The sequence below is a fragment of the Bartonella sp. MR30HLJHH genome, from assembly GCF_042194195.1.
Classification (GTDB): domain Bacteria; phylum Pseudomonadota; class Alphaproteobacteria; order Rhizobiales; family Rhizobiaceae; genus Bartonella; species Bartonella grahamii.
In genome coordinates this window covers 116,972-130,602 of the sequence record NZ_JBHIMO010000004.1, presented here as the reverse complement: position 1 = coordinate 130,602, position 13,631 = coordinate 116,972, and the positions used below count along the sequence as shown (strand labels likewise).

11 protein-coding genes are annotated in these 13,631 nt (G+C 37.0%); 7 read left to right on the top strand and 4 right to left on the bottom strand.

The genetic code is table 11. The features are described 5' to 3' along the window. The first annotated feature begins 260 nt into the window (after nt 1-260). Nucleotides 261-2,285: a M3 family metallopeptidase gene (locus tag ACFIKR_RS04160; protein ID WP_375658948.1), complete on the top strand. Its 2,025-nt coding sequence runs from the start codon at nt 261-263 to the stop codon at nt 2,283-2,285. Nucleotides 2,286-2,447: 162 nt separating this feature from the next. Here the strand turns inward: ACFIKR_RS04160 and ACFIKR_RS04155 are convergent, their stop codons facing one another. Beyond that, nucleotides 2,448-3,524 carry an SGNH family hydrolase gene (locus ACFIKR_RS04155; RefSeq protein WP_375658947.1) on the bottom strand — a complete coding sequence of 359 codons (1,077 nt, stop codon included), beginning with the start codon at nt 3,522-3,524 and terminating at the stop codon, nt 2,448-2,450. A gap of 14 nt (nt 3,525-3,538) precedes the next feature. After that, a complete protein-coding gene (locus ACFIKR_RS04150; protein ID WP_375658946.1) occupies nt 3,539-4,795 on the bottom strand; it encodes a lytic murein transglycosylase in 1,257 nt (418 codons plus the stop codon). A 265-nt stretch (nt 4,796-5,060) separates the two neighbouring features. Between ACFIKR_RS04150 and ACFIKR_RS04145 the strand changes: the two genes are divergently transcribed. Both ACFIKR_RS04145 and ACFIKR_RS04140 read left to right on the top strand, forming a co-directional pair. Continuing rightward, a complete protein-coding gene (locus ACFIKR_RS04145) occupies nt 5,061-5,951 on the top strand; it encodes a UTP--glucose-1-phosphate uridylyltransferase (protein WP_375647146.1) in 891 nt (296 codons plus the stop codon). A gap of 39 nt (nt 5,952-5,990) precedes the next feature. Further along, nucleotides 5,991-6,983, top strand: coding sequence for an SIS domain-containing protein (locus tag ACFIKR_RS04140; RefSeq protein ID WP_375658945.1), 993 nt, complete (start codon nt 5,991-5,993; stop codon nt 6,981-6,983). Nucleotides 6,984-7,259: 276 nt separating this feature from the next. On the opposite strand, the gene ACFIKR_RS04135 is transcribed toward ACFIKR_RS04140, so the two are convergent. Continuing rightward, nucleotides 7,260-7,619 (bottom strand): hypothetical protein, encoded by a 360-nt coding sequence (locus ACFIKR_RS04135; RefSeq protein ID WP_375658944.1) that lies wholly within the window; start codon nt 7,617-7,619, stop codon nt 7,260-7,262. A 253-nt stretch (nt 7,620-7,872) separates the two neighbouring features. Between ACFIKR_RS04135 and ACFIKR_RS04130 the strand changes: the two genes are divergently transcribed. The 3 genes from ACFIKR_RS04130 (at nt 7,873) to guaB (ending at nt 12,881) form a co-directional block, all read left to right on the top strand. Continuing rightward, on the top strand, nt 7,873-9,258 hold the full coding sequence (locus ACFIKR_RS04130; protein WP_375658943.1) for a sigma-54-dependent transcriptional regulator: 1,386 nt from the start codon (nt 7,873-7,875) through the stop codon (nt 9,256-9,258). A 401-nt stretch (nt 9,259-9,659) separates the two neighbouring features. Further along, nucleotides 9,660-11,231 (top strand): phospholipase D family protein, encoded by a 1,572-nt coding sequence (locus ACFIKR_RS04125; RefSeq protein ID WP_375658942.1) that lies wholly within the window; start codon nt 9,660-9,662, stop codon nt 11,229-11,231. A 150-nt stretch (nt 11,232-11,381) separates the two neighbouring features. After that, nucleotides 11,382-12,881, top strand: a complete 1,500-nt coding sequence (gene guaB / locus ACFIKR_RS04120; protein WP_375658941.1) for an IMP dehydrogenase — start codon at nt 11,382-11,384, stop codon at nt 12,879-12,881. A 188-nt stretch (nt 12,882-13,069) separates the two neighbouring features. Here the strand turns inward: guaB and ACFIKR_RS04115 are convergent, their stop codons facing one another. Beyond that, a complete protein-coding gene (locus ACFIKR_RS04115; RefSeq protein ID WP_375611873.1) occupies nt 13,070-13,216 on the bottom strand; it encodes a hypothetical protein in 147 nt (48 codons plus the stop codon). Between the two features lie 170 nt (nt 13,217-13,386). Here ACFIKR_RS04115 and ACFIKR_RS04110 point away from each other — a divergent pair, with 170 nt between their 5' ends. Next, entirely contained in the window at nt 13,387-13,563 is a 177-nt protein-coding gene (locus tag ACFIKR_RS04110; RefSeq protein ID WP_375658940.1) for a hypothetical protein, read from the top strand. Nucleotides 13,564-13,631 lie beyond the last annotated feature (68 nt).

The following is a 13,631-nucleotide window of genomic DNA, read 5'->3' as shown; positions in this document are numbered from 1 at the left end:
TATTTTGTAAAGAGTGGAGATTATGCCTTTCGTCAAGTGTTTTTATTAATATGCAATTCTATTGTGGTGTGCGAGCGAATAATCTTTATTTCTCCAATATAATATGTTTTGAAATGAAAGAATTTTACGATTTCTAGTTTTTATTCAATAGCGTTTGGAAAGGTCGTTTTGAAACTCACGAAATAGTTTTAGTATATTATCAATTTGTGTCGTAAAGATAATCGTTACAGCTTAAATTTATAATGGAGACATAAAGTATTATGACAAAAGCAGCAATGCTGGACTGGAAGGGATTTTCAGGTCTTCCTGATTTTTCTTCTATCAGTGATGAAGATTTTAAACCCGCTTTTGAACAGGCACTTCAAGAAGCCGAAGAAGAACTAGAGGCGATTGCGATGGTGCAAGAACTACCAACGCTTGAGAATTTTTTGCAGCCTTTTGAGCTTTGTGGCAAAGCGCTTGATCGTGTCTGTTCAATATTTTTCTTGCGCACCAGTGCTCATACGAATGTATTAATTCAACAGCTAGAGCAAGAGTTCGTTGTAAAGCTTTCTCGTTATTCTTCAAAAATTATGATGGATGCACGAATATTTGCGAAAATAGATGTGCTTTATAAACAGTCGCAGCTGGGTATATTTGAGAGTGAAACAACACGTGTTCTTGAATTATGGTGGAAAAAGTTCGTTTGTCATGGGGCAAAACTCGATGGAAAAGCTAAGAAACGGCTTTTGGAAATTAATGAAAGACTTGCTTTTTTAAATGCTACTTTTGGACAAAATGTCTTGAATGATGAAGCTGAATGGATTCTGTTTTTAAAACAAACCGACTTATCTGGTTTACCGCAAGATCTCATTGATTCAATGAAGGAAATTGCGTGTGAAAGAGGTAATGAAGAAGCGTATGCATTAACACTAGCACGTTCGATTGTTGAACCTTTTTTAAAATTCTCTGATCGTCGTGATTTGCGTGAGGTTGCATTCCAGGCTTGGGCTAAACGTGGTGAAAATAATAACAAGAATGATAATAAAACAATTATTGTAGAGATTGTTGCGCTTCGAGATGAGCAGGCTAAATTATTAGGATATAAATCTTTCGCAGATTTGAAACTCGATAATACCATGGCTAAAAGTGTTAATTCCGTTATGGATTTGCTTATGCCTGTATGGGAGCGCGCAAGAGCGAAGGCTTCTACTGAGCAAATTGAATTACAAAATTTTGCCAACAATCAGGGCAGCAATGAATCTTTAGCTGCTTGGGATTGGCGTTATTATGCTGAAAAACTTCGCACTGAAAAACTTTCTTTCGATAGCGCTGAGATTAAATATTATTTTCAGCTTGATCGTATGATTAAAGCGGCTTTTGGGGTAGCAGAAAAACTCTTTGGCATTACATTTGAAGAAAAAAACGCTGTTGCACTTTGGCATCCTGATGCACGTTTGTGGGAAGTAAAAAAGTCTGATGGAAGTCTACTTGGGTATTTCATTGGTGATTATTTTGCACGTTCTTCAAAACGGTCCGGTGCGTGGATGAGTAGTTTGCAATCACAATATAAATTGGATGGCGGACAAAAGCCTATTATCTACAATGTTTGTAATTTTGCTAAACCACCCAAAGGGGAGGTTGCTCTTTTATCACTTGATGATGCGCGTACGCTTTTCCACGAATTTGGGCATGCATTGCATGGTTTGCTTTCTGATGTCACATGGCCATCTGTATCGGGAACATCGGTTTCGCGTGATTTTGTTGAGCTGCCTTCTCAACTTTACGAACATTGGTTAACTGTACCAGAGATTTTACAAACTTATGCTACGCATACAAAAACAGGACATCCTATGCCGCAAGCATTAATGGATAAGGTTTTGTCAGCACAGATATTTAATGCTGGCTTTGCTGCAGTTGAATTTACTTCATCAGCTCTGGTAGATATGGCTTTTCATAAAGGACAAAAGGTAACTGATCCAACAGTGTTTGAACGCCAAGAATTAGAAAAACTGCAAATGCCTGATACAATTATTATGCGCCATCGTCCTCCACATTTTACGCATATATTTTCAGGTGATGGTTACGCCGCTGGTTACTATTCTTATATGTGGTCGGAAGTCCTTGATGCTGATGCTTTTCAGGCTTTTGAAGAAACGGGAGATGTTTTTAATTCAGAGCTTGCTGATAAGTTGAAACGTTTTATTTACTCTGCTGGGGGAAGTCGTGATCCAGAGGAGCTTTATAAAGCTTTTCGGGGACGGATGCCTTTACCAGAGGCAATGATTAACAAACGTGGACTATAAGATAAAACGGTATGGTTAATACCATGCCGTTTTCATATTATTCGAAAAATGCAGTTGTGATTTATGCAAATTTTCTCTTCATTATAGCTCTGTAAACAGTGTTTTTTATCTTATTTGCTTTTTGTTTATGGAGGAAATTAGATTTTGTCTTTTAAAGAGACATTATGGGAAAGAAAAATTATCAGCTCGATCTTTTTGATGCCCATTTGATGGAAACCATGATTTTTTTATAAAACTTGACTTTCTTTTGCCTAAAAGCTGAGTGTTTTGTTGTGCCATATCATCGAGGCTCATTGGAGGCTGACGCATAATATTACTCCGCTCTTTATTCTCTGATTCTTGTATAAGTTTTTGAATAGCTTGATCGGTTGAGTAAGGATTTTCATGAGAAAAGGCATAAAAATTTAAAATATTTTTCAATGGTTTTTCTAAATAAGAGGCAAGTTTTTTCTTTCCTTCAGAGGTGAAATGCATGCCATTATTGGTGCGTAATTTGGTTATTTTTCCATTAATATCATAGCCTGAAAAAGAAAAATTTCCTTCTTCATCACTAAAGCCGCTCCAGATATCGAGGAAATATCCTCCTGCTGTTTCTGTTTCTTGTTTATAGAGCGCATTAAAAATTTTCATTTTTTGTGTCAAAAGGTCATTTCTAAAGGCAGGTTGACTTATCCATATCCATGATTTTCTAGAGGCATGAAGACTTTCAGCAATTTCAATAATTCTTTGTTTGTAGATGTGCATCCATTCTGATTGATCTGTGTTAATTGTGCTATAAGAGTCTGTGATTGGTTGATTATCATTTGCACCGATCATCATGATAACAACATCGGGGTTATTTTGATCAATGAGTTTAGAAATATTGCTTTGCCAAGAATAATAATCCGTTCGAACTAAGCCGGAAGCTGGCATTGTGTTGTTCATGATAACGATATCGCTATTATTTATAAAAAACTTCTTAAGTGCATCGGCAACAGCAGAAGCTGTAAAATCCCCTATGACAAGAATGCGCTTTGCATTCTCATTTTTTAGCTTTTGTATATTTTTTTGTGTTACGATCTTTTTTTGCGGCTTGTCTATTTTTTGTTCTATAATTTGCGGTGGTTGTTGCGTCTGTTTGTTATGTTGTGATAACCATTTGAAGAAGTTCGTTGCTTTACTTGGGGATGGCTGTATGATCCCCAGAATAGAAAGTGAAATTAGCAATAATGTCAAGTATATCAGGCGAACAGAAGACAAAACTTTAGTCTCCATTATTGTTTGCGAAGGAGAAAAAGCACTTGAGATGATGGGTATCCATTTGTTTCTAGATCGTGACGTAGTTGAAAAGCTTTAATTGCTTTGCGAGAAGCTGTTCCGATTTTTCCATCAACATTCCCTTTATAATAGCCCAGTGCACTTAAGCGAGATTGCAGTTCTTTGCATTCTTGGAAAGTAAGAGGTTGAAAAGGTCTTTGCCAATCATGCACCAATCCAGGATGTCCAGCGATGCGATCAGCAAGAAGAGCAACAGCAAACGCATAACGATCTGCATTATTATACTGTTTCAGAACAAAGAAATTCTTTGTAACTAAGAATATAGGCCCTTTTACTCCATCTGGATATTTTAATATTGCTTGTTCAGCTAATGTAGGAAGAGGATGCCCATTTGCGTGTTGTACACCTAATTTTTTCCATTGTTCAAAGGAATACCAGCCTTCAGGAAGCTTTTCCCCCTGCGGCACTTTTACCTCTACTCCCCAAATAAGATTAGGTTGCCAGCCATTTTTGTGGAGAAGGTTAGCAGCAGTAGCCAGAGCATCTGGAACAGAGTTCCAGATATCACGCCGTCCATCCTGGTCCATATCAATCGCATAGGCGAGATAACTGCTTGGAATAAATTGTGTATGCCCCAATGCACCGGCCCAAGACCCAGTGAGTTGAGAGCGTTTAATTTCGCCACTTTGTAGAATTTTCATAGCAGCAATCAGCTGTGTATATGCATATTTTGCACGTTTTTTATCAGCGTAAGCTAGAGTTGCAAGAGAGCGAATGGTATCACGCATTACACTTTTATTGGCTAAAACTTTCCCATAGTCGCTTTCCATTGACCAAATAGCAAGCAAAATATTGCGGTCAACACCAAAACGTTTTTCAATTTGAAGAAGCCATTTGTTCCATTTTTGAGTTTGGCGTTGTCCTTCCACAATTGCTCTTTCATGCACACGATTATCGAAATAGTTCCATGAAGGAGCAACAAATTCCGGTTGGTATGCGGCGCTTTTTAGAACTTCTGGATCAATGGCATTAACACCTTTAAATGCCATATGAAACGTAGAAGGGGTAATATTGTGAGCAATAGCTATTTTTTTAAATTCTTTAATCCAGTGTTTAAATCCGTTATCAGCATATGAAAGGGATATAAAAAACATTAAAAAAGCAGAAACAATAACGGCAGATCTAGTGAGAAGAGTTCCCCAATTTATTGACTTCTCTAAAAAAGAGAAAGTCTTCAATTCTATTTTTTGCATTTTGAAATCCTCATTAATATTCAATTTATTAGATATGCAATAACTTTATTTTGTATTTAGTTTAATCTATAATATGATCAAGAAGAGGAGAAAACTGCAATAAATAATTCGTTTTAACCCTTTCAATAAATTCTCATACTTTCTTTTACATTTTTGATTGCCCATTATAATGATAATCAAAACAATAAGATATCTTTTTTACCATTTCGTAAAAACATATGTTAAATAAAACAAAAAATATATGAATTCATTGAGGAGGGTGAGTGTGCGTAAAATCCGGAAAGCTGTATTTCCAGTAGCAGGTCTTGGTACCCGTTTTCTTCCTGCGACAAAAACAATTCCTAAAGAAATGCTAACAGTTGTTGATAAACCTGTTATTCAATATGTTGTGGATGAGGCGAGGGAGGCTGGTATTGAGCATTTTATTTTTGTAACTGGACGTAACAAAGCAGTCATTGAAGATTATTTTGATGCGCAAGTTGAATTATACACGACACTGGCTGAATGTGGAAAGAAAGAAGATCTTGCACATTTATACCGTTTACAGCCATTACCAGGGTCAACTTCTTTCACTCGGCAACAGCAACCTTTGGGATTAGGGCATGCTCTTTGGTGTGCGCGTGAATTAGTTGCAGGGGAACCTTTTGCTTTGTTATTACCCGATATGCTGATTCAAGCCAAAAAAGGATGTCTTTCTGAGATGATTAGTCTTTATGAAAAGGTGGGGGGGGGAAATATTATTGCAGTTCAGGAATGCGATCTTGAGGAAGCACATAAATACGGTATAGTTGGCAAAGGTAAACAGATTGCCAATGGTTTTAAAATCACAAAAATGGTAGAAAAACCAGTGCTAGGAACGGCACCATCAAATTTGTACATCAATGGACGTTATATTTTGCAGCCAGAAATTTTTAATATTCTTTCCACTCAAGAACGAGGAACAGGAAATGAAATTCAATTAACAGATGCTATGATACGGCTTTCAAATGAACAAGATTTTTGGGGTTTGCAAGTAGAAGGGCGCACTTTTGATTGCGGTTCTAAAGCTGGTTTTATTGAAGCCAACGTTGCATTTTCTTTGGCACGCGCTGATATGCACAGCCATGTTTCTGCCTCATTGAAAAATTTACTGGAAACCATTAATGTTGAAAAATAATATAGATCTCTCATTTAATTTTATTGATCGAATTTGATTATGATAACATCGTCTCCTCATATGGCTTTGCAAGGTGCTGTTGCATCAGCACTTAAAACACTTGCCAGTGAAAAGCAGGGGCTTGAAGTCCTTGAAAAAGCTCTTCTGGGAAGTCTTTCTTCTTCTTTTGAAGCGGCTGTTCAAACTATTAGAAATGCTCGTGGACATGTGGTAATTACTGGTCTTGGGAAAAGTGGTCATATAGGGACAAAAATTGCAGCAACTTTAGCTTCAACTGGAACGCCTGCCTTTTTTGTTCACGCTGCAGAAGCCAATCATGGTGATCTTGGTATGATTGGATCTGATGATGTTATTCTTGCTTTATCATGGTCTGGTGAAACTCAAGAGTTAAGTGGTATTATCAGTTATGCGGCGCGTTTTCGTATCCCCCTTCTTGCGATGACATCAAGTGAGTGCTCTGTATTAGGACGACAAGCTGACATTGTTTTATTATTACCAAAGATAGAAGAGGCTTGCCCCCATGGTTTAGCTCCTACAACTTCAACAATTATGCAATTGGCAATGGGAGATGCATTAGCGGTTTCTCTTTTAGAAATGCGTGGTTTTACCGCAACGGATTTCAAAATATATCATCCTGGTGGTTCTCTTGGAGCAAGCCTTAAATACGTGTGTGATATTATGCATGAGGGTGATAATATTCCTTTGGTTATGCAGGGAACATCTATGACTGAAGCGATGAATGTTTTGGTGGAAAAGCATTTTGGTTGTGTTGGTGTTGTGAATCAAGAAGGCGAATTAATCGGAATTGTAACCGATGGCGATCTTGCACGTAACATTCATTTTAATTTATCAAAATTTAATGTTGACGAGGTGATGACCAAAGCTCCTAAAGTTGTAAAGCCAAATACACTTGTCGGTACAGCAACAGCTTTTATTAATGATCATCATATTGGTGCTTTTTTCGTGGTTGAAGATAAAAAACCGATAGGGATTGTTCATTTTCATGATCTTTTGCGCATTGGCGCTGCTTAGATTAAAGTTCCCTATCAAATAAAATGTTATTTTAGGTTAAAGTAGATTGAATGATACAAAGTAACAATTTTATTGTGAGGTGGCTTTACTGATATTTTGTGGAAGAAAATGATTATTTTACGCATTTCGTAATGTTTAGAAAATTTTCAGGGTAAAGATTATATCAGTCTCTTTGCGTATTTTAGAAAGAACTTTCCATCAGGAGGAGAAAGGATCACCTCCTGCTTAATGTATGTGCTCCCTCTGTTCTTAAGAGAGGCTTCCTTTGTACTTTGTTTAAGATTTCCGCTTAAGAAAAAACTGTGCTCCTGTATGTGAGGTGCAGAGAAGTTGTGTGGCGTCATATGACACTGTACAATTAACTCTAGAAATTGTTCCACGGAGAATAGAGCGTATTTCAATTTCTATATTTTGGGCATTGAGATAATTATATACCCCTTCTGATAGTTTTTCTTCTGTATCTGCTGCATGCGTTTCAAAAACGCCATTGTGGAAAGAAGAAATAATACCATTCTCATCAATCCATTTTCCATCAATTCCAGTTGGCATACTTGAGTTATAATATTGCGAAAAGCTACAGGCACTTAACAGCAAGGTGGTAATTGTAAGACATAAAATATGACAGGTATGTTTCATTTATTGCACTCTATTTAGATTATTTTGCTCTCTAGTTTTTATAACATTATTAAATTACCCTATGAGTCAATATGAAAAATTTGATGAAAATCAATGAAAAAGCAAAAAAATGGAAAAAAATGCCTTAATGTTGTATTTAATTAACAGCTTGATGAAGTTTGTAAGTGAAACACAAGAGGTGAAATATTTCTTATGGTTTACAACAATTTTTATATTAAGCTGCTGAGTAGTCTCAAAGGAGATTATTGACATTATGGTTGGTCCCATTCTTGTTGCGAGTGAAGATTATGGAAGACGTATAGAACTTTCTGCTATGCTGCGAGGTTTTGGTTATCGTGTCATTGAAGCAGAAAATGGTCTCCGTACGATTGATCTTTTACACAGGCGTAAAAACATAGTGCTTGCACTCCTTGATGTTGTTATGAGTGATTTGAGTGTGAGCGATTTGATTAAAATGATTAGAGTTGCTGGTGTTTCTGTTCCTATTGTCGTTATAGCACAACAAGAGAATCAGAATTTACTCCAGAAAGCTTTAACAGCTGGAGCTATTGATTATTGGATCCACCCAGTAACCTTATTACGCGTAAGGGTTACTTTGGATATTCTTTCTCTTATTTCTGCCTTGGAGCATGAAGTTCGAGATATTCGGCGAAAAAAAGAGAATCATTTACGATTTTCTGATCTTTGCATAAAAAGTAGAGCTATGCAGATAGTGTTAGAGCAATCGAGACAAGCAGCAACTTCTTTACAGAATCTTTTGATAGAGGGGGAAGTTGGAACAGGACGTGAGACATTAGCTCGGATTATTCATCATGAGGGATTATTTTCGGATGGTGTTTTTATTCGCTTTCAATGTTCAGCCATCGTTGATCCAGAAGAAGAAAATCAGCAGTGGTTTAAAGAATTCCTACCATTGGTTTCTTCTCTTGAAAAAGGGACACTTTGCCTTTGTGATATTGATCGACTTGAGCCCATACAGCAAAAACGGTTTGCTCATTACCTTAAAGAAAGGGAAAGGGATACAAAAGGAGAATTTTTTCCTTTTCGGATCATTGCTATTTCAACATCGCGTTTAAAGGACTTGGTTAAAGAGAACTTTTTTTTGCATAGTTTGTTTGAGCAATTTTCTCACTTGTCTATTAGCGTCCCTGCTTTACGAGAATTAAGGGATGATTTTCCAGAGATCACACAACGTTTGATTGACCGCATTATCACAGAAACAGGGCGATCACATGTCCATGGTTTAGCAGGATCTGCTCTTTCCTTGCTTATGCAGTATGATTGGCCTGGCAATAGAAATGAGCTTGAAAATTTTTTATTTCGTGCGATTCTACTCAGTGAAGGACCGTTGTTAACTGTTCGAGATTTTCCGCAATTAATGGGAAATTCATTAATGAATGTTCCCAATATCATTGAGGGTAATATGCAAGAAGATAATGAACAAGAATCGATAAAATTTTTGAATACTGATGGGCATGTGCGTACTTTTGCAGAGATGGAACATGATATTATCGAGAAAGCGGTTAAACATTATAAAGGACATATGAGTGAGATTGCGCGCCGCCTTCATATTGGTCGCTCTACACTTTATAGAAAAATGGAAGAATTGCGAGCAATAAGAAATCAAGAACGAAAGTAAAATTCATAACAAATCTCTCTTCATGACAAGCATGAGTTTCAAAAAAATAGAGTGGATTTTTACAAAGTCCGTGGGGGGCTTAAGAAAACAATCAGTTATTGTAAAATTTATCTATAGAGGATGATTTTGTAGATTTAAATCAAATATAAATTTTATGTGACTATTTGAATCGTTTGTTTCAGTTTATACAATTTTAGTTAAGTTTACATTTATTAAAGCAGAGAGGCATTTTAAAAAATTTTTAAATACTACCGCTAAAATTTTTGTATCATCAATATTAAATTTATACTCTCTTAAGCAAGAAGTGGCATTTTATCTGCTACACGGTTAAGATAAAGTGATTAGTATTATCGTTTGCATTACTGATGATGCGATAGCTTAAAATAGAAAGTTTGTCCTCTTTGACTCTTTTACATATTGTTATTGGTTTTGTCCTCTTTTTTTTTATTGCATCTATGTTGGCAATCTACACCTATGGGCGTTTTGTGAAAAATGCTAAGGGGCAATGTTCTTATGCGTTACCTATTCAGAAAGATGAAACTAAGCTTGATCGTATTGTCAGTCAATTAGCTGAGGAAGAAAATGGATTGGGGATTGATAAAGATGCCCTTTCCCTCATTATCAGCAATTTGGATGCGTTTTGTGTTCGTGCAATAGGAGCTGCAGAGGCTGGGCGTAGCCTTGATCTGATGTATTATATTTGGGATGATGATTTAACAGGGCGTCTATTATTAAGTGAAATAGTTAAGGCAGCGGATCGGGGTGTTCGGGTACGGCTTCTTTTGGATGATATTAACGCTCAAGCACGTGATCCAGCTTATATTGCGCTAGATAAACATCCGCATATTGAGGTGAGAATGTTTAATCCAGGGCGATCGCGTAAAGGTGGATTACGCCGTGGTTTAGAGATTATATTACGGGCGATTACTGTTACACGTAGAATGCATAATAAAGCTTTTATTGTTGATGGTAGGATCGCTTTTGTAGGAGGACGTAATCTTGCAGATTCTTATTTTGATGCTGGTGAAGAGTCCCATTTTCGAGATTTAGATTTGATGTTAATCGGGCCCTCTGTTAAAAAGGTGGAAAGTATTTTTGATGATTTTTGGAATAGTGCTGTTGTTTTGCCAATTCATACTTTAGTTGTTCCTAAAAGCGCAAGTGATCTTAGCTATTGGAAGGATAAATTACAAAAATTTCGGGATTCCAAGGTTGCAAAAGTTTATTTAGATTATGTCAAAGAGCACATTAATTTTGATTGTTTTATCCAAACAGGAAGGCGGTTATTTTTAGCAGACAAAGTTGTTGTTCTTTCTGACCCTCCAGAAAAAGCATTGCGTAAAAAAGCAAGCAATTGGCTTATGAAGGCGCTTTCAAAGGTTATTGGGAATGCCCAAAAAACAGTTCAGATTACGTCACCTTATTTTGTTCCTGGTAAGGTTGGAACGCAGAATTTTAGTAATTTGGTTTCAAAGGGTGTTGATGTAAAAATTCTGACGAACTCTTTAGCAGCTACTGATGTAGCATTGGTGCATGGTGGTTATGTATCGTATCGTAAGGCATTGTTGAAAAGTGGTGTTAAGCTTTATGAATTAAAAGCGGAGGGCAACACCCACGGGTTACGATTGTTTCGATCGAGTAAGGCAAGTTTACATGCCAAAGCTTTTTTAATTGATCGTAAAACAGCTTTTATTGGATCTTTAAATTTTGATCCCAGATCAGCATCATTAAATACAGAAATGGGCATTCTTTTTGAATGTGCTCCTATTACAGCAAGATTAGATTTGTTATTTTCTGAAGAAACCACAGGGGAAATGAGCTATCATCTGCGTCTTGGTAATAATAATCGTATTTATTGGGATTTTATTGAAAATGAAAAAAAATATAGCATTGACCATGAGCCAGAAAGCAATTTTTGGCGGCGCGCATTTGCAAAAATAATAAGTTGGTTACCTATTGAATCACAATTGTAAGTTTTTATAAACCACACTTAAAAAAAATATTTATTTTTCTTTTCATTTTGTTTGTAGCATGGCATAATTTTTTGCCAATCTACCATGTATGAGAACCGCAGTTGTATTTTAAAGCTCCTTGCGGTGTTTTATTATAAAAGGAATTTTGCTATGGCAAAGATTGTTGAAACGGGGACAGGTGCATTGGCACTGACTTTTGATGATGTACTTTTACAGCCCGGTCATTCTCTTGTTATGCCTAGTCAAGTGGATCTCAGTACGCGCATTGCTGCGGATATTAAGCTCAATTTGCCATTGCTTTCTGCTGCAATGGATACGGTAACAGAATCGCGTTTGGCAATTGCTATGGCTCAAGCTGGAGGTCTTGGGGTTATTCATCGTAATATGTCTCCTGCAGAACAGGCAGAAGAAGTCCGCCAAGTAAAAAAGTTTGAATCTGGTATGGTTGTTAATCCAGTCACAATTGGACCAGATGCAACACTTGAAGAAGCGAAATCTTTGATGCGCTCTCATGGCATTTCAGGTATTCCGGTTGTTGAAAATAGTGTTAAAGGTGAGAAAGCGGGACGACTTGTTGGCATTTTGACCAATAGAGATGTCCGTTTCGCATCGGATCCAAAACAAAAAATTTATGAATTAATGACGCATGAAAATTTGATTACAGTGCGTGAAAATGTCCAACTTAATGAAGCAAAATATCTTTTACATCATCATCGTATTGAAAAATTATTAGTTGTGGATGAACAAAATCGTTGTGTCGGACTGATAACAGTTAAGGATATTGAAAAAGCAAAATTAAATCCAAATGCTGCTAAAGATTCTCAAGGGCGCTTGCGTGCTGCAGCGGCCAGTAGTGTTGGGAATGGAGGAATTGAGCGTGCTGAACGCCTCATCGACGCAGGTGTTGATGTGTTGGTCATTGATACAGCGCATGGCCATTCTCAGTATGTGCTAGAAACTGTTGAACAAATTAAAAAGATGGCTTCCTCTCCAGCTGTTATTGCTGGGAACGTAGCAACCGCTCAAGCAACGCAGGCATTGATTGACAGTGGTGCAGATGCGGTAAAAGTTGGTATTGGTCCTGGCTCTATTTGCACAACGCGTATTGTTGCTGGTGTCGGTGTTCCTCAACTTGCCGCCATTATGAATGCTGCAGAAGTTGCTGAAAAAGCGGGCATTCCCATCATTGCAGATGGTGGAATCAAAGCATCAGGTGATTTTGCTAAAGCTTTAGCTGGTGGGGCTTGTGCAGCGATGATTGGATCTCTTTTAGCAGGTACGGAAGAAAGTCCTGGTGAAGTTTATCTTTATCAAGGTCGATCTTTTAAAGCCTATCGTGGTATGGGATCTGTTGGTGCTATGGCACGAGGATCGGCAGATCGCTATTTTCAAGATGATGTTCGTGATGAACTTAAGTTGGTTCCTGAAGGTGTGGAGGGGCAGGTGGCTTATAAAGGGCCTATAGCATCAGTTCTACATCAGCTTGCTGGTGGGCTTCGTGCTTCAATGGGGTATGTTGGAGCAAAAGATCTCGTAGAGTTTCGTGAAAAAGCAATGTTTGTACGTATTACTAATGCGGGACTCCATGAAAGTCATACGCATGATGTTTCTATTACACGGGAGAGTCCAAACTATCGTGGGCCAGTTTAAAGATATTTAAAGATATAAGAACATAATGTCATATCGCATAAATATAAAATCTTCCGAGAACAAGAAAGAGAGACTGCGCTTTTTCTGTTTGTGATTTGGTGTAATAATCCCAAAAAGGAAAGAATTAGAGGTCAAAACTCTAATTCTTTCTGTTAAGACTATATGAAATAAGTTATATAAAATTAGAATTAACTTTTTGTAGTCTTCCGTCCTGTCTTTGACGCACGTTGGCGAGTGTTTGTCTGATCACTTTGGACGGATTTCTTTCCGTTGTTTGAGGGCGTTGTGTTATGACGGCTTTTAGATGAAGTTGTTTTTCCATTATTATAAGTCATTATTTTCTCCTTTTAAATTGTCTGGCAGTTGCCAGTAGAGTAAAAACGGTCATGCCAAATAGTGGTTCCAAGCATTTTCTAAAAAGTTAATTTTTTGGTGAACGTAAGATGAACGTGTTTAATTTTATGAGATTTTTTTCTATTTTTTTCAGAAGGATAGCCATTAAAAGATGGGAGATATTTTATTTTACGCAATAATCAAAGAGTTTGGTTTTTTCTTAATGCATGGCGGAAATAAGTTCTTTATGGATGGCTGCGTATCTTTTAGTATAAGAGGTAGAGGGATAAAAAGTGAATGGGCAGAAGATGAAAGGAAAAATCTAGGTACTCTAAATTGGATCTTATAAAAAGTATGATCAGATCATTTTAATATTGAATGTAAATTTTTAATGGCTTTGAGAAGGTTTCATTGACA

Excerpts from the sequence above, each read along its gene's own strand:
- ACFIKR_RS04160 (WP_375658948.1), top strand. The coding sequence starts at position 261 with ATGACAAAAGCAGCAATGCTGGACTGGAAGGGATTTTCAGGTCTTCCT.
- ACFIKR_RS04150 (WP_375658946.1), bottom strand. The coding sequence starts at position 4,795 with ATGCAAAAAATAGAATTGAAGACTTTCTCTTTTTTAGAGAAGTCAATA.
- ACFIKR_RS04140 (WP_375658945.1), top strand. The coding sequence starts at position 5,991 with ATGATAACATCGTCTCCTCATATGGCTTTGCAAGGTGCTGTTGCATCA.
- ACFIKR_RS04135 (WP_375658944.1), bottom strand. The coding sequence starts at position 7,619 with ATGAAACATACCTGTCATATTTTATGTCTTACAATTACCACCTTGCTG.
- ACFIKR_RS04130 (WP_375658943.1), top strand. The coding sequence starts at position 7,873 with ATGGTTGGTCCCATTCTTGTTGCGAGTGAAGATTATGGAAGACGTATA.
- guaB (WP_375658941.1), top strand. The coding sequence starts at position 11,382 with ATGGCAAAGATTGTTGAAACGGGGACAGGTGCATTGGCACTGACTTTT.
- ACFIKR_RS04115 (WP_375611873.1), bottom strand. The coding sequence starts at position 13,216 with ATGACTTATAATAATGGAAAAACAACTTCATCTAAAAGCCGTCATAAC.
- ACFIKR_RS04110 (WP_375658940.1), top strand. The coding sequence starts at position 13,387 with ATGGGAGATATTTTATTTTACGCAATAATCAAAGAGTTTGGTTTTTTC.